Raw genomic sequence first — 23,308 nt, 5'->3', positions numbered from 1 at the left:
ATAATGATTAGTAAGCTAGAAATGGGGGAAGCTATGGATGATATTAAGGCTTTGATAGAAGGCTTGCTAGAAGATCTTGCCACCAGGGATAAGAAAAAGATAAATAGAAAAGTAAACACTAAAAATCTTAAGGCAAATATTAATATCGACCTAGATAAAAAGTCTGATGATTACTATATTTCCAGATTAAGGATAAGAAATGCAAATATTAATTTGCCAGATCAAGTCAAAAGAGAATCCCTAAACTTGTATTTAGACTTAATAAAACTAGGTTTTGCTGGTAAAAAAATAATATCAAATGACTTGTACAATCAAATATATATGCTGGCAAGGGACTATGTCAATTCTTTTTATGATCCAAATTTCGATAGGAAAACCGAAAGGATTTATGAAAATCTAGGAAAATTCTTAGATAAGGAAACAATAAGCAATTTGAGAAAATCTGCCAATGATTTTATAAAGAAAATCCCAAGGGCAAATGAAGAAACAATAGCCTATTATGACCTAACAGCTAATGGTAAACAGAAGGTATTCTGGGATGAGGACGGGTCTTTAAGAGAAAAATATAAGTTTGACCTAGACCAGGAAAGGGCTTTAGCTTCCATAAGCAAGAGAAATAATATTCTTTGGGAAAATGATGATTTAAAAAATCTTACTATAAATTTATATCTTAAGAGTCTAAAACTAGTATTTGATGATGACAAAATTAATACAGACATCTTAGTTTCCTATCAAAAGCCTTATACCTTATCAAGAAAGCTTTTGGATGCACTTTTGATAATAAGTGAAGCAAATGTCAGAAATATTTTTGTATTTTTATCTGGTATTCAAACAGAATCTGCCATAGAACTTCTTATAGAAAATAAGGCTTCAGAAATTCTAGATAGGATTATAGATTATCAAAGAACTATACTTTTTGATTTAAAAGATAAGGAAGTAAGCCAGATTTATCTTAAGTATTTTAAGGAAAATCCAAACAAACTCACTGAACTTACAAGATTTATAGAAACTTTGGATATTGATAAAGAAATAGAAATAATAGAAAATTTTAAAAAAGAGAAAAATTTTTACCAAATCTTAAATAGTATTATAAAATCAAAGACCCCAACCCTAAGAATAATAGCCTTATACCATATTTACAAAAATAAATTAAATAAAAAAGCTCACGATAAAATTTTGTTTAGAATTATAAGGGAAGAAAACTACAATCTTTTTCTAAATTTGGTAGATGAAAATGAAATTGATATAGACCTTATCGCAGAAATTTTAAAACTTGATAAGATTCGACCAAAAAGGATAAGTCTTAATGATAAGAAAATAGCAAAATCAAGAAAAGCCCTAAGATCAACCGTAGAAACTATAAGTCAATTTGTCGGAGAAGAAGAAAATATTGAGGAAAATGATAAATTGCCTGAAAAAGAGGAAGAAATTGATGATAATAATCTTTCAAAATCAAGCAGAGATTTTCTAAAACTCCTAATAGAAAAGGGATCTATATCAGAAGATGAGGCAAGAAAAATAGCCCAAGACCAAGATTTATTTTTAAATATCTTTATAAAAGAAGTAAATGACGAGCTTTATAATTATATAAACGACCAAACTATAATAATCGAAGATGGAAATGTGTTAATAGATGAATTTTATATAGACATGGTGAAGGAGTATATAAGATGAGAAAAATCAATCCTAAAGAAGCAAATTCAATTATAAAAAGCCTGGAAGCAGGGGTTGTGCCTGATATTGGCATCGGCCATTTACTTGTAGGAAGAAAGGCTGAAGTAGAAGAAATAATTAAAATCCTAGAAAATATTGAAAATGGCGACTCAGACCTTAGATTTTGGGTGGGAGATTTTGGTTCAGGTAAGTCTTTTATGCTCAAGACAATAGAAAACCTAGCTTTGTCTAAAAACTTTATTGTGTCAACCATTGATCTTAACCCATCTAGAAGATTTTATGCGACCGATAGGAAGGCTGTTGGCCTTTATAAAGCCATAATTGAAAATATAAAGACAAAGACTAAAAGAGAAGGAAATGTAATTGAGGCAATAATTGAAGAATGGATTTCAAATATTTTTATGAAACTTTCTAAGGATTATTCCTATGACATAAAAGATTTGATGGCAGGTGAGTATCAAGACAAGGTCAAAGGAGAAATTTTAGATGTACTTTCAAATTTCAAATCTGTAGGCCTATCTTACGAACTTGGTCAAGCCCTTTGCAAATATTATGAGGGTTTTATATCTGATAATAGGCTTTTAAAACTTGAGGCTATCAGATGGATTAGGGGAGATATTTCTACAAAGACCGAGGCAAAAAAAGAGCTTGGTATAAACGAAATTATAAATGATGATAATTATTTTGAAGCTACTAAAAACTTGGCAGAGCTTTTTGCAGAAATTGGCTATAAGGGCTTTGTAATAAATTTTGATGAGGCTGTAAACCTCTACAAACTTCCACATGCCACAACCCGTGAAAGAAATTACGAAAAAATCCTAAATATTTTTAACGAAACAAAATCAAATCTGGCCAAACACTTATTTATAAATTTTGGGGCAACTAGAAAGACAGTTTTTGATGAAAGCAGGGGTCTTGCTTCTTACGGGGCTCTTAAGGGAAGGCTTGGAAGCGAAGCATCGATGGATGATAAGCTTTTAAATACAAATAAGACCGTCCTTGGCCTAAAGGTCTTGACAGAAGAAGAAATTTATACCCTTTTAGAAAACTTAGTAGATATCTACAATACCCACTATAAAAGTGAGATTAATTTAAGCCACGACCAGATTGTATCCTACATGGAGGGCCAATTAAATAGGCCAGGTGCTGATGAATTTCTAACTCCAAGGTCTGTTATAAAAGATTTTATAGAAATACTTGATATAAAAAGACAAAATGAGGGTGTGGATATTGATCAAATTCTTGCTAATAAATTTGGAAGTCAAGTAGCAGTTTTCAAAGACCCAGATAATTTAGATGATGAGATTGAAATAATATGACAGAAGCCTTTGACCTATTAAATAGGGACATGAAAAAATTTGTTTATGAAAATGGCTGGCAAAGTCTAACAAAGATACAAAAAGCTGCCATCAAACAAATTTATCAGACTAATAACAACTTAATCCTTGCTGCACCAACAGCATCAGGCAAAACTGAAGCAGCCTTCTTACCTGCAATTTCAAAGGCTGTTGACTTAGATAAAGGGTTAAAAATTTTATATATCTCACCCCTAATCGCTCTTATCAATGACCAATTTAAAAGAGTCCTTGCTATATGCAAGGGCCTTGATATAAGGGTGACTAGCTGGCATTCAGAGGCATCAGTAAGCCAAAAGGATAAACTTGTGGCAAATCCATCAGGAATCATGCTAATAACTCCAGAATCCTTAGAAGCCATGCTTGTAAACGATAAGGCAAGAGCCAAGGTCTTATTTAAAGATTTAGATTTTGTAATAGTAGATGAAATTCATGGGTTTTTAGATACAAATAGGGGCCTTCAACTAAAATCTCTACTTGTGAGAATGGAGGCCTACTGCCTAAATACTCCAAGAATGTTAGGCCTTTCAGCAACCCTAGGAGATGAAAATTATTCTCTAGCCAAGGATTTTTTTATAAATGGAAGAGAGACAAATATTTTGCTTGATAGGTCAAGGAATGATTTGCTAGCAAGCCTTGATTATATAGAAGCTGATGATATCAATGATGAGCTTGTAAAAAAGATTTTAGAATATTCTTTGGGAAAATCAACCTTGATTTTCCCAAATTCGAGGGAGAAGGTAGAAAAACTTACCTATCTTTTGCAAAGAGAAATAAAAGAAAAAGGCTATGAGATAAGGGTCTTTTCCCATCATTCCTCAATATCTAAGATCAAGCGAAAGGAAATAGAAGATTTTGCCAAAAATACAAGAGAAGATTTTATAATTGTAGCCACATCGACCCTAGAGCTTGGAATTGATATAGGGACAGTTGATCAGGTTATTCAAGTGGGATCTGCTGCTTCAGTTCTTTCTCTTGCTCAAAGACTGGGTAGGTCTGGGAGGAGAAATAAAAAGTCCATAATTCATCAAATAGCAACGGACAAGTATGACCTCCTTCAGGCCTTAGCATCTCTTATTTTATTTGAGGAAGGAAGGCTCGATAAAATCGACCAAGCAAAGAAGGCTTATGATATCTTTGCCCACCAAGTCCTATCGACCCTCCTTGAGAAAAATGGACTTTCTTTTGCTGAATTTACTAGATTAAATAAGGATTTAAAAAGTTTTACTGATATAAACGATGATGAATTTGCAAAGCTAAAAGATTTTATGCTAGGGAAAAATTATATAGAAGAAATAGATGGTGAATATATAGTAGGAATGGAAGCTGAAAAACTCATGACCATGGGCTATTTCTACAACCAATTTGTTAGCAAAAAGTCCTATAAGGTTGCAAGTGATAAAAATGTAATAGGAGAAATTGAGCTTGGCGACAATCTAAAGGCCAAGGATAGGATATATCTAGCAGGTCAGGTTTGGCAAATCCAATCTATTAACCACAGTTCTCGCAAAATTATGGTGATTCTTTCAGATAAGGCCAATGCTAAAAGTTTTGCAGGATCTGGATCCTTTGAAATAAGTGGAGAAGTAAGGGCTAAGATGGAAGAAATTCTATTTAACTTTGACAAGATTAAATTAAATCCAAATATTAGAGAGATTTTAGAAGCCTTAAGAGAAGAAATAAAGGAAGAAGACTATCACTTTGTAGAATTTGAAGGGAAAATTGGTCTTAGGACCTTTAAATCTACAAAAATAAATAGAACTCTGGCTTTATTACTAAATATTAAGTCTAAGTCATCCTCTTATTATGATGACGATAGGTCATCGACTATTGTAGGCAATAATATAAGAAGAGATTTGAAAAAAATTAGAGAGAATCAAGTGGATATTGAGAAAATAGAAAAATATTTAAAAGAAAATCCGTCGCTTATAGAAACTTACTTATCGGCTAATAAATTCATGGTCTTGGTACCAGATGATTTAAAAATCACATACATTATAAAAAATATCCTCGATATTGATGGAGCTAGCCAATACTTACAAAACTTGTAATTAAATATTCCTTATTTCTATGATATTATATAATCAAGAAAGAAAAGGAGGAAATTATGAAATATATTAAAAGTTTGTTAGTGATTGGACTTGTAGTTTTTGGAGGAATATTTTTAAGAGCTAATTCCTCACTAGGCCAAAAAGAGTACCTTGATGAATTAAGAAGTAATAAGGCAAAAGTTGATGAATATGTAGGTAAAGTAAGCGGAGTAGAAAAAGAATTTGTAGAAACAATTTTAAATCGCAAGGATGCTGATCCTAGTGTTACTGTAAGAGAAATTACAAATGTAGATACTGGTGAATCCTACAAGATGATACAAGCTATCGATTCTTCAAAAAATATTGATATTGATGGCAGACTTGATGGTACAATATTTTTTAGGAAAGGCAATGAAAGATTTTGGATAGATACAAGAAGAAAGATTTATTACACAGATACTTTTGACTATAGCAAAAATCCAAAAGAGCCTTCTATTATTTCTAGAAATGAAAGTATGATTTACGAAAAATTCCTAAGCGGCTATGATAAAGGGATAGAAAAAATAGGCGATACTTATAAAGTAACTAGCCTTGATGACTTAAATAAGGGCTCTTATAGTATTTATGATTTAGAGGGAAATTGGCTTGAGTCTTTTACTGACAACAGCCAAGGAAGGTGGAAGGATGTCCTTGTTTCAAAAACCACAGATGTTGATGAAACTTATGAAAAACTTCTAAGCCTAAAAGATACCTATACTGAGGTTGATGATTTAGGAGAAATTAAAGATAAGGGAAAAAATGAAATTTGATAGAATTTTAAAAGTAGAAAATCTTGAAAAATATTATGGCAAGGAAGATAAAAGAGTCTTATCTAACCTTAACTTTGACCTAATAGAAGGTGAATTTTTAGGAATAATGGGCAAATCTGGCTCAGGAAAGACAACTATCTTAAATGCTATAGCGACAATAGGGTCCTTTAACAAGGGCTCTATTTCCTATTATGATAAGGATATTTCCCTTTTTAATAGGAGAATGATAACATCTTTTAGGAAGAATGTTATTTCTTATATATATCAAGATTTTAAACTTATAGATAGCCTTACTGGCTATGAAAATATAATTCTGCCATTTAATATTTCAAAAAAGCAAGTTGATATGGATAAAGTAATGAAATTGGCTGAGATTTTGGAAATTGTTGAACTATTTAATTCATATTCAGAAAACCTATCTGGAGGAGAGAAGCAAAGAATCGCCATAGCAAGAGCCCTTCTTAAGGATTCAAAAATAATCCTTGCTGATGAGCCTACAAGTGCTCTTGATAGTAAGCTTGGGGAAAAGGTTCTAAGACTCTTAAAAACATGTAACAAGGTCTACAAGAAATCTATTATAATGGCAAGCCATGACTTAAGAGCAATATCCTTCACAGATAGGGTTATATTTTTAAGGGATGGTCTTATTTATAACGAGCTAAGACGCAAGGAAGAAGAGAGCAGGGAAGATTTCTTAATAAGGATAGAAAATGCAGATAGGATGCTTTTAAGATGAATAAAGAAAGGTCTAGCAAAAAACTTTATTTTTTAATTTTAATAATATCATCAATTACATCTTACATAATTTTATCATTTGATAAGTCTGAAGTTTTTTCCTATATCTACGAAGAAAATAGGCTCTATCTTTTAGATACTGTTAGGCTAATCTACTTAGTTTCTCTAATTTTCATATTTATTTTAATCTACTATGCAAGCTTTTATATTATAAGTGAGAGGAAAAATGATGTAGGTCTTTTGATGGCAGAAGGCTTAGGCCAGAAAGGACTTTTTAAAAATTTTTTAAAAGATTCATTTGTAGATATTTTAAAGGCAAATCTTTACGGCATAGGTCTTGCTATTTTTATAAATGAATTTATAAATCTTCTTACAGTTAAGATCTTAAGTTTGGGTTTAAATTACCATAATTTTAGTATTTCTTTTAAAGCGATAGTTTTAACAATAGCAATAAGCTTATTTTTAAATAGCCTTTCAATTTATACTCTTGTTAGGGATTTTTATAAGATAAAACCGGATGAAATAATGAGGGGAGAGCTAAAATCTAGGTCAGATTTCTTTTTGTTTTTGGCCTTGATTTTATTTGTTATCGGCCTTATTTTAAATAGAATTTATTTAATGGAAGAATTGATCATTGTAATAGGCTTAATTAGCATATTCTTACTAATGGTTTTCTTTATATTTTCTAAAATTTTCCAAAAAAGCAGTGGAAAAGATATAATTGTAAGGAAAAGCTTAAGCTTAATTTTCAAAAAAGATAGGCTTTCCTTGCTATTTACAAGCTTTATGCTTATTGCAGGCACTTTTATCCTTGCCTATACTATTTTAACAAGTTTAGCATCAAGAAATTCCCTAGAAAGACCTGCTGACTTTACCCTTTATGATTCTAAAGAAAAAATCGAGCTTTTAAAGGAAGACTTAGACATGACTCAAATGATCGGAGAAATTTATCCAGTTTATGGTTATGAGTATTTTGATATCTACCCAGTGGAAATAATTAACTTGGTTAAGCAAAATATGAGCCTTGATAGGTCCACAAGAAATGAGTTTTATTTTAGACCAAGTTTTTTGCTTACAGAATCATCATTTGATAATATTTATAAAATAGAAACTGATCTAAAGGATGATGAAGCTATTCTCCTAGCAGAAAGTGAAAATGAAAAATATGGTCTTGAAGCAAGTCTTGCCAAAAAAGATGGGTTGATAAAAATAGCTGGAAAAGATTACAAAGTAAGAAAACTTGTAAAGTCAAATAAGATTTTTTCTAATGATGTAATAGGCTTATCTAGTATGGTTGTTGTAAATGATGAGGTTTATGGGTCTTTGATCGATAAAAAAGAACCTTTTGCCTACAATATAAACCTAAACAAAGATTTTGTAAATTCTTTTGGTTTTTCCAAGGGGTCTGATATGTTAAGACAGGCCTTTATTGATGGTGATTATAAGTATGAATCTTATATTTGGCAAGCAAAAAATGCAATCTCTCAGATTACAGAAAATTTATATACCTATTTTTATTTGAGTTTGATTTTTATTTTGGCTGGCCTAAGCTTTTTCACAATTAGAATTTTCATTTACTTTGAAAAATCTAAAGAAAAATTAAGGATTCTAAGCTTAATGGGCCAAGATATGGAGGAAATCAGGTCAATAATTAGAAAAGTTTATACGATACTTTTCTTCATTGTGGGTTTTGCTTCGATTTTTGTGACAATATTTTTATTTACCAACCTATCTTTTAGTATAGATTTATTTTTTAGAATAAAAATTAGCAAAATAATTGGAACCCTAGCCTTAATTAGTCTTGGTCTTTTGTTAGTGATAAGCCTATTTTTAAAATTTATCATAAAGGTAAGTTATGAAAGGATACTTTATTATGAAGAAAATTTTAATAATTGAAGATGATAGAAATCTCCTAAATGAACTAAGAGAATTTTTAGAAAATAGGGGATATGAAGTATCAAGTGTGGATAATTTCTTAAGGGCAAGTGAGGATGCTCTTAAAAAAAGACCTGACCTTGTAATTTTAGATATTAATTTACCAGGGATATCCGGTTTTGATATTTGCAGAGATATAAAAGAAAAATCAAACATTCCAGTCTTAATGCTCACATCTAGGATAGGGATAGAAGATGAGATTAAAGGACTTGAGATTGGAGCTGATGAATACTTAGCGAAGCCAGTTGATACTAGGATGCTAATTTTGAGGATGGAAAAGCTTTTAAATTTATTTAACCACTTCCAAGATATAATTAGTGTGGGAGATTTAAGTCTTGAGCTTTCTACTTCAAAATTATCTTATAAAGATACCTACCTAATCTTACCCCAAACAGAAGCTGATATTATCAACAAATTAATGGAATCCTATCCAGAAATCGTGTCAAAGGATGACCTTCTAGAGGCTGTTTGGTCAACGATTTATATAGATGAAAATATACTTCAGGTAAATATTACAAGGCTTAGGAAAAAACTTAAAAACCTTGGGCCTTACAATATTTACAATAAGAGAGGCCAGGGCTATGGCCTAGGAGAAGCGGATGAATAGCACATTAAAGGATGGCCTTATTTGGATATTGGCATTTTTAGGCCTAGATTTATTCTTTATCTTTCTAATAATTCTCATAAGTCCAGAATTAATTGATAATTTCATAATTTTCATACTTTTATTTACAATCTTGGCTCTATTATTTATTTTAAGAACTATAAGAAATAAAAATAAAAGAAAAAAGGACCTACTTGAAGAATTTTTGATAAACAATTCCTTCTTAGCAAAAGATGCCTTAGTAAATGAATTTGGGAGTGACTATAAGAAAATTTTTAATGATTATCAGAAAGCTTTTAAAATAAAAGATAAGAGGCTAGAAGAATCCAGGTCCAAACTCATCTCCTATAGGAACTTTATAGAGATGTGGGCTCATGAGATTAAAACTCCCCTTGCCTTTGCAAATTTATTCCTAGAAAACCATAAAAATGATTTTGATAGGGAAAGTCTTGATAAACTAAGTCTAGCCAATGCCAATATAGAAAATTATATCAACCAGATTCTCTACTATGCAAGACTAGATGCTAGCAAAAAAGACTACAAGATGGAAGATATCTATCTAAAAGAAGCTGTAGATGAAGCAATCAAGGCATATTATCCCCTAATTGCAGAAGAGGGGATTATCATAAAAGAAGATGTAGGAGAGGTAGAAGTTTTTACTGACAAAAATACTTTGGTCTTTATAATTTCCCAGATTATTTCAAATGCCATAAAATACTGTGATGGCGTTATTAATATTAGAAATAAGGGTAAGAACCTATATATAGGAAACAATGGACCTAAGGTTGCCGATCAAGACCTTGCTTTTATTTTTGAAAAGGCCTTTACAGGTGAAGTCGATAAGATTCACAAGTCAACAGGCATGGGCCTATATTTAGCTAGGCTTTATGGCAAGGACTTATCTATAGATATAGAAGTAGTAAGTAATGAGGATAGAGATTTTGAGATTTGCCTTAAGTTTTAATTGTTTTTGGAAAAAAACTTTAAATAAAGTAGGTAGAGATGGAAATAACTGACAGATTTGAGCTATCAGCTTGTAAAAATAGGAAAAAATTTGATATAAATCACAAAGAAATCCCAATCAAACTTAGCCCTGACCTCGATGAGGCTATTAAATATCTTCTTTGGTATGTGCCAAATATAAATAGTGAACAGGCCAAGGAAAATGACCTCCTTAAAAATAAGGAATATGATGACTATATTTTTGAAGAGATAATGAGCTTTATGAACCTAAGTGACAGGGATGTCTTATTTACTGATGATATAGCAACATACATACTTGATGACTTTAGAGGAGAAGTATGCACAGATGATCAAAAAATAGTTATGAGCCTAGCAGATGGGGAAACTAAGACTATGAGTCTTTTAAGGCATATAAGAAATGCCATAGCCCATGGCAATTTCAATGTGATTGATAAGCTTGTAATAGGTTTTGATTTTAAAAGGCTTGGTGGGGATAAGATTGAATACAGGGCTATTTTTAAAATTAGGCCTGACGGGCTTTTAAAAGCCTTAAGAAAGATTAATTTTGATTTTACTAGCCAGGAATTTATTGGACTTGCCTTTAAAAACTGCGGGTATTTTGTCGAAGAATACCAGGAAAAATACCAGAAGAGCCATCGCTTTGACCTTTTTGCCAAAAAGAATGATAAGAGATTTGCTCTAGAAATTAGAAATTATGACTACGGCAGGAAGATATATAATGATGAGGTTAGTAAAATTATAAAAGCCTTTGAAGGGTCTGGAAAGGGTATTATTCCAATTCTTATTATAAACTCATCTTATCTAACAGAAGAAAGTAAGGAAGACCTACTTAGGGCTGATTTTATAATACTTGATATTAAAAATATTAAGAAGATGTACAAGGGAAGGGATATGGTTTCAGAAATCCTTAGAGACAATGCCTTTTTAAATAAATTTAATTAATTTTTTGCATATAAACTTTAAAATATAATATTTTCTAGTATAATAAAACTATATTATTAAAACGAAAATAAATAGGAGGAATTAATGACAGAGATTAATAATCAAAATCCTGGCGATAGAAGAAGATCGAATCGTCCAGATAAAAGAAGAGAAATAAGTTTAGAAAGAGAAGAAAGTTTACAAGCAGGTAGAAACCTTTCTTGGGGTTCAATAATAGCGGGAGCTGTATCAGGTGCGGCAGTATTTACTGTACTTAGCCTTTTAACAGCAGCTCTAGGCTTTGGAATCTTTTCAGCAAACTCAGCTAACCCACTTGCAGGAGTTGGTCTTGCAACAGGACTATGGACAGCTATTACAATAATTGTTTCCTTCTGTGTAGGTGGTTTTGTATCAGGTTATGCAGCAAGATCAACAGGACTATTACACGGTGCTATTACTTGGGCAGTAACAATCTTATTGCTATTTACCCTTGTATTCAATGCTGTGGCTTCAACATTAGGTTTAGCTGGCCAAGCAGTTAGTGCAGTAGCAGGTGGAGCAGCGAATGTAGTTGGTAATGTAGCAAGTACAGCTGGGGATGCAGCAAGTTCAGCAATTGGTTCTGCTGTTGATGGAGTAAGTCAAAATCTTAATGATGTTGATACAGAAGAACTTAAGGCTAATCTTGAAAAATATCTAGCAGATACTGATGTTAAAGAGCTTCAACCAGAATATTTAAATAGCCAAGTTGAAGAAAGTAAGGATGAAATTGCTCAAACTGTTAAAAACATAGCTTTAAATCCTAACAACGCTGGAGCAGAAATCAAAGCTCTTACTGATTCACTAAGTGCTAAGGCTAAAAAAATCGCAGATTCTGCTGATAAAGATGCTATTACAAATGCCGTAGCTGAAAATTCTGACCTAAGCAAGGCAGAAGCTGATGAAATTGCTAACAATATCTATGAAGAGCTAAACAAGGCTTCAGAAGAGACAAGTAAGGCAATTGATGAAGCAAGCGTAGAAATAACAAAGCTTGCAGAAGAATCAAAGATAAAACTTGACCAAACAGTAGAAGAAGCAAAAGATACTGCTGATAAGGCAACAAATGCTGTTTCTCTTGGTTCAGTTCTAACCTTCTTAGGATTAATTATAGCCCTTGCTGTATCAGCAATAGCTGGTAGAAAAGGTGAGGAATTCGCAATTAAAAATTACAGATAAAACCAAAAAAAACTAGGCCCTAAATGACCTGAACCCGTAAACACGGAATAATTTAATAATATTTTAAGCGGAATGTAATCTGTACATAACAGGGGACATTCCGTTTAATTTTGTTTTAATCCTATCCTCATTGTACCATTTTATATATTTTTCAGTCTCATTTCTTAAATGATCATAACTTTTAAAATCTTCTCCATAATACATTTCCTGTTTCAATATTCCAAAGAAGTTCTCCATTGGAGAATTGTCTAGACAATTCCCTTTTCTTGACATACTTTGCCTTATATTCATCTTTTCTAGTTTTTTAGTCCAAGTACTATGTTGGTAATGAAATCCTTGGTCTGAGTGTATAGTTAAATCTTTAATGTCTTTATTTTCTTCTAATGCTTTTTCTAGCATTGTATTAGTTAATTCTATTGTTGGGTGATTACTTAGTGTATAGCTGATTATTTCACTGTTGTATAGGTCTAATATTGGTGATAAGTATAGTTTCTTTTCTTGTCCTTTAATTCTAAATTCTGTTACATCTGTTAGCCATAATTGATTTGGTTTAGTAGCTTTAAACTGTCTTTTTACAACATTATCTGCTACTTTACCTATTTGTCCCTTGTATGATGAGTATTTTCTTGATCTAGTTTTAAATTTAGAGCATAGCAAGGATTCTTCTCTCATTATTCTTAAGACTTTTTTATGATTAATATTAAAGCCTTTATTTTTTAATACCATAGTTACTCTTCTATAGCCATATCTACCTTTTGATGCTTCTACTATGGTTGTTATTTCTTTTCTAATTTCTTTGTCTTTATCTACTGGACTTTCTAATTTTATCTTCCATTCATAGTATGATGATTTTGGTAACTTAGCTATTTTTAGCCATTCATTTATTTTACTTTTAGGGTGTTCTTTTAGAAGTTTGAGGATTATCTTTGTCTTTTTCTTGCTTCTGCTTCCTCTTCCAGAAGCAAGGCTTGTAACTTTTTTTCGTAGATTATCTTCATTTTTAGAAGTCTATTTTCTTCTCTTAATCTTATTAATTCTTCTCTTTCACTTTCATTTATTGGAGTATTAAGTTTAGACTTTTTATTTGATTTGGTCATATTTTTTCTAGGCCTTCCTCTGTTATCCTCTAGTCCAGATAAACCACGCTGTCTATATGCTCTCTCCCGATTACATATTATTGATTTATTGCTTATATTAAAGTGCTCTGCGGTTTGTCTGAATGAGATATTATTGATTTGCTTATATTGTATTACAGATAGCTTAAATTCACTAGTGAATTTATCTTTATTTTGCTTTTTTGATAAGTTATCAAATCCACCTGATTGATATTTGATTATCCAGTTTTGTAATGTACCTTCGGGTATATCATATTTTTTAGCAACCATCGGACTGCCTCCAGATTCCCCTGATAAATATTCCGTTACTAGTTTGATTTTAAATTCTTTTGTGTATTTTGGCATACTAAAACCCCTCCATCCGTATTCCGGATTTTGGGGTTCAGGTCAAAAGCCTAGTTTTTTGGTACTTATTTTAAAATTAAAGGTTAGCCCGCGATAGATAGGATGCTTCCTATTGGATTTTTAGAATTGATTCTTTGATTATATTCTATATACTTATTTTCGCCCTTTTCTCTAGCTGTGCTTATGCTCACAATAAGGCCTGAGTGGTCTAGCACTAAGAGGCTTGGCATCATATTGTAAATCCTATCATTCATATTTGGATTTGGATCTAGGGCGTTTTTAACTACATAGGCCCCTGAATCCTTTAGTATTGAAGCAAGTCTAATAGCTTCATTAGCGGTATTTGAGTTTACCAAAATATAGATTCCCCTATTAGCAAAGGTGCTATCCTTTTTTATCTTAAGTGTCACCTTATCATAGTAGGAATAGTCACTAAGATTAAAAGAGCTTGGTTTTTCGTTTGTTTTACTTGCTTGATTTTTAATATAAGGGGTTTGGTAATCAGATTCATTTGAATTTTTGATATCTTCTAGGTTTTTGCCTAAAAGAGACCCTCTATAATAAAAGATATCTTCAAAGTTATAGTCTTGATGAATTAGGTATTTCGCAAATTCATTTACAAAGAGATAATTTATAGATGAGTTTTCCTCTAAATCAAGAATAATTCTAGTGATTGATGGGGTAGAGGTCACAGCCTTGGTCATCTCATCTATTATAGTGTTAAGCTCTGAAAGTTTAAACACTGATAGGCTGATCCTTAGGGTGCTTGCTGATTCAATTGCTATATTTGCCTTGCTTGTGGTCTTATCGTTTATTATTCTCTTATATCTATTTACTACCTGAGGATTTTCAAGGCTAGTTTTTATATGAGATTGACCCTTATTTTTGTAATAATCAAACAAATCGTCGTAAGTATCTTTATCTAGGATTTTGCTTGCTGGGTCATTTAATAGTGATAGGTAATTACCCAAAATTGTGAAAAACTCTTGGTCAGTCTTTGAATTGGCAATTTTTTTCTTATATGTTTCACCTTGCTTGATAAAATCTTCATAAGACTGCCTATTGTTTTTATCTACAGCATAGTTTTTAACCATGTATTTAAGAAGCTTATCGAAGTCGCTGGATTTTTCGGCACTTGTTAGGCTCCTGCCTTCAGTTGAAGTCACGAAAGCTTCTTTTGATATGTCATCTAGAACTTCATCCCTAAAGCTTGGATAATCTAAAAATTTGTAGGAATTAACTTTTTTGTAGATAAGATAGCTTGGAATAAAGATAACAATTAATAGGCAAGCAAGAAGAGCTATTCTCCTTAGCCAATATATTCTTTGCCTTTCTCTTCTCTTTCTTAGGCGGGCTTTGGCGCTCCTATCCATGGACCTTCTATCTTTAACAACTCTGATTTGGTTTTTTGGTGAAGAATTCCTATCTTTGCTATTTTTATTTACTTTTCTAGACCTCCTAGAGGTGTTTGTCTTTCTTCTTGTCATTGTTCATCCTATTATTTTTCTCAAAGACTACATTAAACTCGCTTCCAAAGCCAAGATTAGATTTAACTCTTATTTTTCCTTCTAAGGCTAGGACAAAGTTTTTGGTTATGGCAAGTCCCAGGCCAACTCCGTTATCTTTGGTATTTCTAGAATCTTCTACCCTGTAGAACCTATCAAATATTCTTGGTATATCTTCTTCTTTTATACCTATACCGCTATCTTTAACACTTACTTGTATTTCTTTTTCATCCTCAGTCAGATTTATCTCTATAGTACCATTTTTGCCTATAGCTTTTATGGCATTTGAAACTAGGTTTTGAATGATTTGGCTTAGCTTATCTCTGTCGGTATAGAGCCTTACATCTTCATCGATATAAGTGTTAATTCTGATATTATTAAGCTTTGCCTTTGCGTTAAAACTTTTTGCGATGTATGAGACAAGCTCACTTACATCCACCATGGATTTTGATAAAACAGCGTGTGCAACATTTTCTTCAAAGGTATTTTTAAGTCCAACAATAAGGCCTTCAAGCCTTACTATTTCTGCTGTAAGTGTGTCAAAAGTGGCAGGATCTGCATCTATTATTCCATCTTTCATAGCCTCGATTGTAAGCTTAAGATTGGTTAGGGGAGTCCTAAGCTCATGAGATATATCTTGGGCATATTGTTTCCTAATTGATTCTTGCTTTTTGAGGTTGTTTGAGAGGAAATTTATATTATCTTTAAGATTTTCAATCTCTCTTATATCTGTTTCCTCTTCAATCTGATCATAGACGCCTTCCTTGATAGCGAGGGTAGATTCTCCAATTGAAGTAATTGGATTAGATATATTGGTAGATAAGATTATAGCTATAACTGTTCCGATTGCAAGAGATATTGTAATTGCATAAATTACAGCCTGGGTAAAGTTGTTTTTAACTTCGTTTACACCGGTTAGGTCCCTGTTGTAGCGGATTATAATTTTACCAGCATTTAGGTTTGTTGTATCATCTATGATATTATATTCCTTAGATAGAATCTTAGAATCATCGCTTTTATCACGGCCTTCTAAATGTTTTATAAGCTTGCCAGCTTCATCGTAATATTCAATATCTACTTTTGAATCATGGGCCATGTTATCAAGATATGACCACATGAATTTGCTTGATATATCCTTATCGTTATTTAGTCTTATAAATTGATCTGAGATTTCATTTGGCCTCTTATCATCTAACTGCCTAAATAAGTCGTTATAGTTGATTGTGACCATCAAGGTGATAAGAATTGAAAAAACTAAGATACAAGAGAGGATCCCTGCTATAAAGTTTTTAATTATCTTATTCTTGAGAGTTGTCATCTATGCCACCGGACTTGTAGCCCATCCCATAAATTGTCTTGATATATTGTGGTTTTTTGGGATTATCTTCTATTTTTTGTCTGATATTTTTGATGTGGGTATCTATGGCCCTATCATAGGCATCGTAGTCATAACCAAAAGTTATTTGGATTATCTCATCTCTGGTATAGATTTTGTTAGGGTTTGAAAATAGGGTCTTAAGTATTGAAAATTCATTTTTGGTTAAGTAGATTTCCTCACCATCTTTGAAAAATCTGTTGTACTTAAGGTCCATCTCAAGCCTACCATCTAGGGTTTTTATAATATCAGCTCTTGGTATATTGTATTTTTCAATCCTTCTAAGGATTGCCTTTATTCTTTCTATTAATTCTCTTGCAGAAAAAGGTTTTGTTATATAATCATCTGCTCCAAGTCTTAGGCCCTTGACTTTATCATCTTCTTCGACTTTTGCTGATAGCATGATTACAGGTACTTTTGATCTATTTCTGATTTCTTTTATAACTTCCTCACCAGCAAGTTTTGGCAACATCAAATCTAGGATAACTAGGTCAATATCTTCATTTAAAAATATTTTTAATCCTTCCTCGCCATCATAAGCTTGAAATACTCCATAGCCTTCCTTTGCTAGGTAAGATTTCACTATATTATTTATGCTTTCTTCATCTTCTATAATTAAAATATTAATCTTTTCCATACTTCACCTTCCAGGTTTATTATACCATAAAGATAAGGAAATTTGTTTTTTATCTATAATATAATTGTTTAAAAAGTCTAAAAATGGATATATATAATAATGTAGTAAATATAAAAATAATTTCTTTGAAATTTTAAATATGAAAGGAGTAATTATGGGAAATTACGGATTTATTATGACTCTAATTATAGGAGCCCTAGCAGGATGGATTGCTAGTAGAATTATGAAAAGAGATGCCGAAATGGGAGGTATTGCTAATATATTTGTAGGTATACTTGGTGGTTACTTAGGTAACTTCATCTTTAAAAACTATGCCGCAGGTACTTTTGGTCAAATCATTACAGCCATTGTCGGTGCAGTGATTTTATTATTTGTACTCGGTCTTATCCAAGGACGTAATAAGTAATAAAAAATAAAGCCGCTTGAAATGTTTAAGCATTCAAGCGGCTTTTCCTATGGTTGTGGGTTTTCTGGATTTTCTTCTTTTGGCTCTTGGTCTTTTGGTTTTTCCTTATCCTTGTCAGATTTTTTGTCCTTGTCTTTATCTTTTTTATCATCATCATCTTCTTCATCCTCAGGTTCTGGTTCTCCGAGGTTAGAATAAGCTTTTGGAATTCTTTGCTTCCAATCTTTTGGATAAATGTTATTAAATTTACTTGGATCGTAGTTGCTCTTTGGATTTATAAATGACCTTGAGACTATAAACTCGCTTGGAGTTACATTACTTACTAAGAGATTATTTCTTGAATCTACGTTTACCCACTCGTGTACATCGTCTTCTGCTGTTGGCTGGTTATTTGGTCCGAAGATTTCTGTGATGACAGTTCCTCTTGGGTCTGCATAAGATGCATCGGTTGGAAGCATTCCACTCATAGTATCTACCTTCATTGAAACTATGCCTTTAGGAACTTCAAAGCTAGCAGCTTCATAGCCATCTAGGATTTTGTTATTTATTACATTCCACATGAGGGCTGCTCTTTCTGCAGATGTACCAGTTAGGGAGATGTTTTGATCATCACATCCCATCCAGATTCCTACTGTGTAGTATGGGGTATAGCCTAGGCACCAGAAGTCGTTGTAATCATCTGTTGTACCTGTCTTTGTGGCAAAATCTGTTCCATTTAGGTAGATATTGCCATAGAATTTACCAGCATCTTGTAGGGCTGATGTTATTTGGTAGGCTGTTTCTGGACTTGTTACTTCATGACTAGTTTTTTCTTTTTCTTCAAATAGAACCTTACCTGTAGAGTCCACGATTTTTGAGAAGGTGAGTGGTTCGTTATACTTTCCGTAGTTTGCAAGGGCTGCATAGGCTCCTGTCATATCTAGAGCTGTTAGACCACGAGTCATTGCTCCAAGACCTAGGGCTGCGAGGTTTTCGTCATTTATTTCCTTATCCTCATCAGAGCTTACGAAGTTGTCGGCTCCGCTATCTTTGATTATGCCAAAGTTTTTGAGGTAGGAGATTGATGTATCAATTCCAACCTTATCTAAGGTAGAGACTGCTATTGTATTTATTGACATTTTTATAGCTTCTCTGATTGGCTTTACTCCCATGTAGTACTCATAGACGTTGTTTGGCCAAGGCTTGCCATCTTCATTTAACATTTGAGGTACATCATCTACACCTGTTGCAAGGTTAAAGCCATTGTCTAGCGCTGGAGTATAGGTAGCTATTGGTTTAATTGATGAACCTGGTTGTCTAGGAACAGATGAAGCCCTATTAAGGATTCTCATACCTTTTTGGTCACGTCCACCCATTATAGCCTTGATTTGTCCATTTGCCTGGTCGATTATTACTGTTGATGATTGAGGCTGAATTGTACCTTCTAGGTCTATATCATAATAGTCCTTATTTATTGAAAAACTTCCATCATCGTAGGCTGTAAATAAGTTTTCGTTATCTTTTAGGTAAGATTTTGATATTACGATATTATCTTCATCATCTAGATAGATATTTTTATTTGAACCTAGGTCTATATCTCCTGTTCTGTGGGTTCTTAAGTTTTTGTTTTCATCATCTAGGGAATAATAGTTTCTAAAGACTAGTTTTGCCTGATCTAGATAGGCCTTGTTTGTTGTAAGAACTATATTCCCGTCATCATCCATATGGCAATCATCAGGGGAAAGTCTTATATCATTATTTTCATTTAAGAAGTTGCTTTTTGCATAATATAAGAGCTTGCCATCAGTATTTATAATATTTCCCCAATTATCATATTTCATCTTAAGTAGGGGAGCGACATCCCAACCTGAAGTATCTCCCATGAGGTAGGATGAGAAGTTGCTATAGATATCTTCGAGAGTTTTTTGCATCTCTGTATCTATGGTTGTTGTTATTTTAAGGCCGCCGTAGTAAAGCCTATCCCAAGCTTGGTTTTCACTCATATTTAATTTTTCCATAAGTTTAGCTACAACTTGTTTTTCAAGTAGGGAATTGAAATATGAGGCGATTTCGGTATTAGCTCTTTCGGCAGGTTCTATAGATTTTGATACATCAAATTCTATAGCTTCATCGTAAGCTTTCTTATCGATATAGCCTAATTCTAACATCTTATCTAGTATATATACTTCTCGCTTTATTGGCGCTTCGTTATAAACTGCAGAATATTTTGTCCCGTCTATGGTAAATTCACCGAGGACTTTTTCATTTGTCACTTCGCTTGTCTTTAATGACTTATAGAGGGAATTTTCTGATGGAGATTGGACAATTCCTGCAAGGGCTGCGCATTGGGCTAGGTTTAGCTCTGATACATCCTTATTAAAGTATGTTTTGGCTGCTGCCTGAACTCCATAGGTATTTTGGCCCATGAAGACTCTATTTAAGTAGGTTCCTAGGATTTCTTCCTTGCTTAGGTGTTCTTCTATTTCTAGAGCTAGATAAATTTCTTTTATCTTTCTTTGATAGGTTTGATCGTTGCTAAGATAAGTATTTCTAGCAAGTTGTTGGGTGATGGTAGAACCACCCCTTACAATGCTTCCTGCCCTTAGGTTTTCTACCATAGAACCTAGGATTGATATTGGGTCAATTCCCTTGTGTTCATAAAATCTCTCATCCTCTACTGCTACAAAGGCATTTTTAAGGTCATCAGGGATTTTGTTATAATCAACTATCTCCCTATATTGACTTGTAGCAATAGCATCTACTTCATTGCCATCTTCATCTACAATGACTGAGTTTTGACTCATTTCATTTTTTATAGCGTTAGCATCGATTTCTGGTGCATTTTTCATGACTTCAAGTATTGCACCGCCTGTTATTCCTGCAAATATTACCATAATCGACCCTAAAAATAGTACTACTATTAGTAAGATTTTTATGATAATAGCGGCTGCTTTTTTATGCATATGGCCTCCATTTGTATTTTTTTATATTTCGTAAATTATACCTATATCTATTTTATCATTTTTTGCGGGTAAGTTCCATACTTTATTAAATTTTAGATAAAAGTATAATCTTTAGGGAAAGGAATTTTATGCAAGAAGTAATACAAGTCAATGTCCTTGACAGGGATGATGATGAAGAAATTAAAATATATGAATTAGAATCTTTGATAAATACAGCAGGTGGAAAGCCTGTTGCTTTTGTTAGCCAAGTTGTTAGTAAGGTTAATCCAAGATTTTACATTGGTAAGGGCAAGCTTGAAGAAATAAGGGAGCTTGCGGAGAATTTAGAAGTAAAGACAGTAATTTTTGATGTAGAATTATCTCCAAGCCAATTATATAACCTTGAGGAAGAGTTAAAGCTAAAAGTTGTAGATTGGACAAGCCTTATTCTTGATATCTTTGCCCAAAGAGCCCACACCCGTGAAGCCAGGCTTAAGATAAAGCTTGCCCAGCTTAAGTATCAATTACCAAGGATTAATAAGTGGTTTTCATACCTATCCAGACAGGCCGGAGGAATTGGTACCAGAGGACCGGGTGAAACCATGCTTGAAACCGATAGGAGAGCCATAGTAAGAGATATAAAATCCCTTGAAAAATCCTTAAAAGATATCGAAAAGACAAAAGTCACAAATAGAAAATCTAGGGAGTCTTCATTTAATATTTCTCTAGTAGGCTATACAAATGCTGGTAAATCTACGATATTAAATGGGATGATGAATTTGTTTGGTTCTGAAAAATACGTCTATTCTGACGATTTGTTATTTGCTACCCTTGATACATCTACCAGGAGACTTGATTTTTCAAACACTAAGGTGACTCTAACAGATACAGTTGGTTTTATAGATAACCTATCTAAGGAATTAAATGATTCATTCTTAACAACTCTTGAAGAAATTAAATTTGCTGATATGCTATTAATTGTTATCAATTCATCATCTAATATTGAAGGTCAAATTAAGACCATAGAAAAGTCGCTTGATGAAATAAATCTTGAGGGCAAGTATATTATCTATGTCTTTAATAAGATCGACCTTGTCGATAATCTGACAGCTGTAAGTCTTTATAAACGTGAATATGAGAGAATATTCATATCAGCCCATGAAGATAAAGATTTGATAAGACTAAAGGAAGAGATTGTCAAGGTCATAAAAGAAGATTATACAAGGGTAAAGATGCACATATCTTTTAGTGATGGAGCAGTTCTTGATTATATGATGACAAATTACGATATATTAGAAACTGAATATGACAGCGATGGAACTAATATTACTTTTGAAATAAATAAGGAAGATTATGCCAAATTCAACAAATATATCATCAGGTGATTATAAAACAATAGAAGGAGTCAAGACTTCAGAATTTGAAGTTGAAAAGTCAGTATTTATTACAAGGGCAAAGCATGTGGAAAGTGAAGAAGAAGCCTTAGCCTTTATAGAGGAAGTAAGAGGAGACCATAAGGATGCAACCCACAATTGTACAGCTTATATAATAAATACGACTCCAGAAATTAAAAGATATAACGATGACGGCGAGCCCCAAGGCTCAGCCGGCCTTCCCATGCTATCTGTTCTTGAAAAGGAAGAAGCCACAAATGTTTGCGTAGTTGTAACTAGGTATTTTGGGGGCAAGCTTCTAGGCAAGGGAGGACTTGTAAGAGCTTATACAAAAGGGGTAGCTGATACAATTGGTCCAAATCTTATTTACAAAAGAGATTATTTTGTAGTAGAATTAATTTTGTCATATAATCTATTAGGTCAGATAGAAAATTATATAAACGAAGAAAAATATCAAGTAATTGACAAGTCTTACACAGATATAGTAAAGTTTGAAATCTATGTAAGACATGATAAGTACGAGAAGTTTGAAAAAGATCTAATAAATTTGACAAGCGCCAATATAGAAATTAATAAAATAAAAGAGCTAATGCTCTATGAGAAAGGAAGGATTTAATGTCAGGACATAATAAGTGGAGTAAGATAAAAAATAAAAAAGGTAGTGAAGATGCAAAAAGAGGTAAGATTTTTACCAAACACGCTAGAAATATAACAGTAGCAGCTAGAGAAGGCGGACTAGATCCAGAATATAACGCAAGTCTTAAGACAGCTATCGAAATGGCAAAGGCAGATAACATGCCAAATGATAATATAGACAGGGCCATAAAAAAAGCTAGTGGTGAAGCAGGCGGAGAAAACTATGAAAGATTAGTTTATGAAGGATATGGTCCAGGCGGAGTTGCCTTTATAGTAGATTGCCTAACAGACAATAAAAATAGGACAGCACCAGATGTTCGTCATATCTTTGATAAATTTGGCGGAAATCTTGGAACAGATGGATCTGTAATGTTCTTATTTGAAAGAAAGGGAGAGATAATCGTAGATGGAGAGGGTAAAGACTTTGACCAATTTATGATGGATGCCCTAGAAGTAGGTGCTAGTGATGTTGATGATTTAGATGGTTTTTATGAAGCGCTCACAGAAGTAAGCGACTTCAATGATTCAGTAGAAGGCCTAAAGAAAATGGGCTATGAGATAGAAAGAGCAAATATTTCATATATAGCTAACAATATCGAAGTAGATGCTTCTCATCATGAAAAGCTAAACAAATTAATAGATGCTTTAGAAGATCATGACGACATCCAAGAAGTATATCACAATTGGGATATGCCAAGCGAGGAATAAG

At 32.8% G+C, this 23,308-nt stretch carries 19 protein-coding genes and 1 pseudogene; 14 read left to right on the top strand and 6 right to left on the bottom strand.

Going from position 1 to position 23,308, the window contains the following annotated elements:
- Positions 1 to 3: 3 nt before the first annotated feature.
- The 10 genes from C8269_RS05090 (at position 4) to C8269_RS05045 (ending at position 12,265) form a co-directional block, all read left to right on the top strand.
- Positions 4 to 1,674, top strand: a complete 1,671-nt coding sequence (locus tag C8269_RS05090; protein WP_106460661.1) for a tellurite resistance TerB C-terminal domain-containing protein — start codon at positions 4 to 6, stop codon at positions 1,672 to 1,674.
- On the top strand, positions 1,671 to 2,993 hold the full coding sequence (locus tag C8269_RS05085; protein ID WP_106460660.1) for an ATP-binding protein: 1,323 nt from the start codon (positions 1,671 to 1,673) through the stop codon (positions 2,991 to 2,993). The genes C8269_RS05090 and C8269_RS05085 overlap by 4 nt, the downstream gene beginning before the upstream one ends.
- Positions 2,990 to 5,080 (top strand): DEAD/DEAH box helicase, encoded by a 2,091-nt coding sequence (locus tag C8269_RS05080; RefSeq protein ID WP_106460659.1) that lies wholly within the window; start codon positions 2,990 to 2,992, stop codon positions 5,078 to 5,080. The genes C8269_RS05085 and C8269_RS05080 overlap by 4 nt, the downstream gene beginning before the upstream one ends.
- Positions 5,081 to 5,136: 56 nt before the next feature.
- Positions 5,137 to 5,868, top strand: coding sequence for a hypothetical protein (locus tag C8269_RS05075; RefSeq protein WP_106460658.1), 732 nt, complete (start codon positions 5,137 to 5,139; stop codon positions 5,866 to 5,868).
- Positions 5,858 to 6,604 carry an ABC transporter ATP-binding protein gene (locus C8269_RS05070; RefSeq protein ID WP_106460657.1) on the top strand — a complete coding sequence of 249 codons (747 nt, stop codon included), beginning with the start codon at positions 5,858 to 5,860 and terminating at the stop codon, positions 6,602 to 6,604. The genes C8269_RS05075 and C8269_RS05070 overlap by 11 nt, the downstream gene beginning before the upstream one ends.
- Entirely contained in the window at positions 6,601 to 8,499 is a 1,899-nt protein-coding gene (locus tag C8269_RS05065) for an FtsX-like permease family protein (RefSeq protein WP_106460656.1), read from the top strand. The genes C8269_RS05070 and C8269_RS05065 overlap by 4 nt, the downstream gene beginning before the upstream one ends.
- Positions 8,477 to 9,145, top strand: a complete 669-nt coding sequence (locus tag C8269_RS05060) for a response regulator transcription factor (RefSeq protein ID WP_158698381.1) — start codon at positions 8,477 to 8,479, stop codon at positions 9,143 to 9,145. The genes C8269_RS05065 and C8269_RS05060 overlap by 23 nt, the downstream gene beginning before the upstream one ends.
- Positions 9,138 to 10,106, top strand: coding sequence for a sensor histidine kinase (locus C8269_RS05055; protein ID WP_106460654.1), 969 nt, complete (start codon positions 9,138 to 9,140; stop codon positions 10,104 to 10,106). Before C8269_RS05060 ends, C8269_RS05055 begins: the two co-directional genes overlap by 8 nt.
- A gap of 38 nt (positions 10,107 to 10,144) precedes the next feature.
- Positions 10,145 to 11,068, top strand: coding sequence for a hypothetical protein (locus C8269_RS05050; RefSeq protein ID WP_106460653.1), 924 nt, complete (start codon positions 10,145 to 10,147; stop codon positions 11,066 to 11,068).
- Between the two features lie 84 nt (positions 11,069 to 11,152).
- Positions 11,153 to 12,265, top strand: a complete 1,113-nt coding sequence (locus C8269_RS05045) for a YrzE family protein (RefSeq protein ID WP_106460652.1) — start codon at positions 11,153 to 11,155, stop codon at positions 12,263 to 12,265.
- A 63-nt stretch (positions 12,266 to 12,328) separates the two neighbouring features.
- Here C8269_RS05045 and C8269_RS05040 read toward each other — a convergent pair.
- From C8269_RS05040 to C8269_RS05020, 5 genes and pseudogenes are all read right to left on the bottom strand, one after another.
- Positions 12,329 to 13,192, bottom strand: a pseudogene (locus C8269_RS05040) (IS3 family transposase); the annotation flags it as partial.
- A complete protein-coding gene (locus C8269_RS05035; RefSeq protein ID WP_106460650.1) occupies positions 13,186 to 13,725 on the bottom strand; it encodes a helix-turn-helix domain-containing protein in 540 nt (179 codons plus the stop codon). The pseudogene C8269_RS05040 and the gene C8269_RS05035, both read right to left, overlap by 7 nt.
- Positions 13,726 to 13,808: 83 nt before the next feature.
- Complete coding sequence (locus C8269_RS05030; RefSeq protein WP_106460649.1) at positions 13,809 to 15,212, bottom strand: peptidase S41; 1,404 nt, start codon at positions 15,210 to 15,212, stop codon at positions 13,809 to 13,811.
- Positions 15,184 to 16,548 carry a sensor histidine kinase gene (locus tag C8269_RS05025; RefSeq protein ID WP_106460648.1) on the bottom strand — a complete coding sequence of 455 codons (1,365 nt, stop codon included), beginning with the start codon at positions 16,546 to 16,548 and terminating at the stop codon, positions 15,184 to 15,186. The genes C8269_RS05030 and C8269_RS05025 overlap by 29 nt, the downstream gene beginning before the upstream one ends.
- Positions 16,529 to 17,242, bottom strand: a complete 714-nt coding sequence (locus C8269_RS05020; protein ID WP_106460647.1) for a response regulator transcription factor — start codon at positions 17,240 to 17,242, stop codon at positions 16,529 to 16,531. The genes C8269_RS05025 and C8269_RS05020 overlap by 20 nt, the downstream gene beginning before the upstream one ends.
- Positions 17,243 to 17,396: 154 nt before the next feature.
- Between C8269_RS05020 and C8269_RS05015 the strand changes: the two genes are divergently transcribed.
- Positions 17,397 to 17,648 carry a GlsB/YeaQ/YmgE family stress response membrane protein gene (locus C8269_RS05015; RefSeq protein WP_106460646.1) on the top strand — a complete coding sequence of 84 codons (252 nt, stop codon included), beginning with the start codon at positions 17,397 to 17,399 and terminating at the stop codon, positions 17,646 to 17,648.
- A gap of 47 nt (positions 17,649 to 17,695) precedes the next feature.
- On the opposite strand, the gene C8269_RS05010 is transcribed toward C8269_RS05015, so the two are convergent.
- Positions 17,696 to 20,590: a transglycosylase domain-containing protein gene (locus C8269_RS05010; protein WP_106460645.1), complete on the bottom strand. Its 2,895-nt coding sequence runs from the start codon at positions 20,588 to 20,590 to the stop codon at positions 17,696 to 17,698.
- A gap of 128 nt (positions 20,591 to 20,718) precedes the next feature.
- On the opposite strand from C8269_RS05010, the gene hflX reads away from it, so the two are divergent.
- Genes hflX through C8269_RS04995 form a run of 3 tightly spaced genes read left to right on the top strand, consistent with a single transcriptional unit; the run spans position 20,719 to position 23,307 of the window.
- Positions 20,719 to 21,954 (top strand): GTPase HflX, encoded by a 1,236-nt coding sequence (hflX, locus tag C8269_RS05005; protein ID WP_106460644.1) that lies wholly within the window; start codon positions 20,719 to 20,721, stop codon positions 21,952 to 21,954.
- Positions 21,923 to 22,579: a YigZ family protein gene (locus C8269_RS05000; protein WP_106460643.1), complete on the top strand. Its 657-nt coding sequence runs from the start codon at positions 21,923 to 21,925 to the stop codon at positions 22,577 to 22,579. The genes hflX and C8269_RS05000 overlap by 32 nt, the downstream gene beginning before the upstream one ends.
- Entirely contained in the window at positions 22,579 to 23,307 is a 729-nt protein-coding gene (locus C8269_RS04995; RefSeq protein WP_106460642.1) for a YebC/PmpR family DNA-binding transcriptional regulator, read from the top strand. Before C8269_RS05000 ends, C8269_RS04995 begins: the two co-directional genes overlap by 1 nt.
- Position 23,308 lies beyond the last annotated feature (1 nt).

This window comes from Anaerococcus sp. Marseille-P3915, assembly GCF_900258475.1.
GTDB classification, from domain to species: Bacteria; Bacillota; Clostridia; order Tissierellales; family Peptoniphilaceae; genus Anaerococcus; species Anaerococcus kampingae.
Note: the sequence above shows the minus strand (reverse complement) of the source record. Positions and strands in the feature narration are given on the sequence as shown.

Coding starts and splice junctions, on each gene's coding strand:
- C8269_RS05090 (WP_106460661.1), top strand. CDS start 4: ATGATTAGTAAGCTAGAAATGGGGGAAGCTATGGATGATATTAAGGCT.
- C8269_RS05085 (WP_106460660.1), top strand. CDS start 1,671: ATGAGAAAAATCAATCCTAAAGAAGCAAATTCAATTATAAAAAGCCTG.
- C8269_RS05080 (WP_106460659.1), top strand. CDS start 2,990: ATGACAGAAGCCTTTGACCTATTAAATAGGGACATGAAAAAATTTGTT.
- C8269_RS05075 (WP_106460658.1), top strand. CDS start 5,137: ATGAAATATATTAAAAGTTTGTTAGTGATTGGACTTGTAGTTTTTGGA.
- C8269_RS05070 (WP_106460657.1), top strand. CDS start 5,858: ATGAAATTTGATAGAATTTTAAAAGTAGAAAATCTTGAAAAATATTAT.
- C8269_RS05065 (WP_106460656.1), top strand. CDS start 6,601: ATGAATAAAGAAAGGTCTAGCAAAAAACTTTATTTTTTAATTTTAATA.
- C8269_RS05060 (WP_158698381.1), top strand. CDS start 8,477: ATGAAGAAAATTTTAATAATTGAAGATGATAGAAATCTCCTAAATGAA.
- C8269_RS05055 (WP_106460654.1), top strand. CDS start 9,138: ATGAATAGCACATTAAAGGATGGCCTTATTTGGATATTGGCATTTTTA.
- C8269_RS05050 (WP_106460653.1), top strand. CDS start 10,145: ATGGAAATAACTGACAGATTTGAGCTATCAGCTTGTAAAAATAGGAAA.
- C8269_RS05045 (WP_106460652.1), top strand. CDS start 11,153: ATGACAGAGATTAATAATCAAAATCCTGGCGATAGAAGAAGATCGAAT.
- C8269_RS05035 (WP_106460650.1), bottom strand. CDS start 13,725: ATGCCAAAATACACAAAAGAATTTAAAATCAAACTAGTAACGGAATAT.
- C8269_RS05030 (WP_106460649.1), bottom strand. CDS start 15,212: ATGACAAGAAGAAAGACAAACACCTCTAGGAGGTCTAGAAAAGTAAAT.
- C8269_RS05025 (WP_106460648.1), bottom strand. CDS start 16,548: ATGACAACTCTCAAGAATAAGATAATTAAAAACTTTATAGCAGGGATC.
- C8269_RS05020 (WP_106460647.1), bottom strand. CDS start 17,242: ATGGAAAAGATTAATATTTTAATTATAGAAGATGAAGAAAGCATAAAT.
- C8269_RS05015 (WP_106460646.1), top strand. CDS start 17,397: ATGGGAAATTACGGATTTATTATGACTCTAATTATAGGAGCCCTAGCA.
- C8269_RS05010 (WP_106460645.1), bottom strand. CDS start 20,590: ATGCATAAAAAAGCAGCCGCTATTATCATAAAAATCTTACTAATAGTA.
- hflX (WP_106460644.1), top strand. CDS start 20,719: ATGCAAGAAGTAATACAAGTCAATGTCCTTGACAGGGATGATGATGAA.
- C8269_RS05000 (WP_106460643.1), top strand. CDS start 21,923: ATGCCAAATTCAACAAATATATCATCAGGTGATTATAAAACAATAGAA.
- C8269_RS04995 (WP_106460642.1), top strand. CDS start 22,579: ATGTCAGGACATAATAAGTGGAGTAAGATAAAAAATAAAAAAGGTAGT.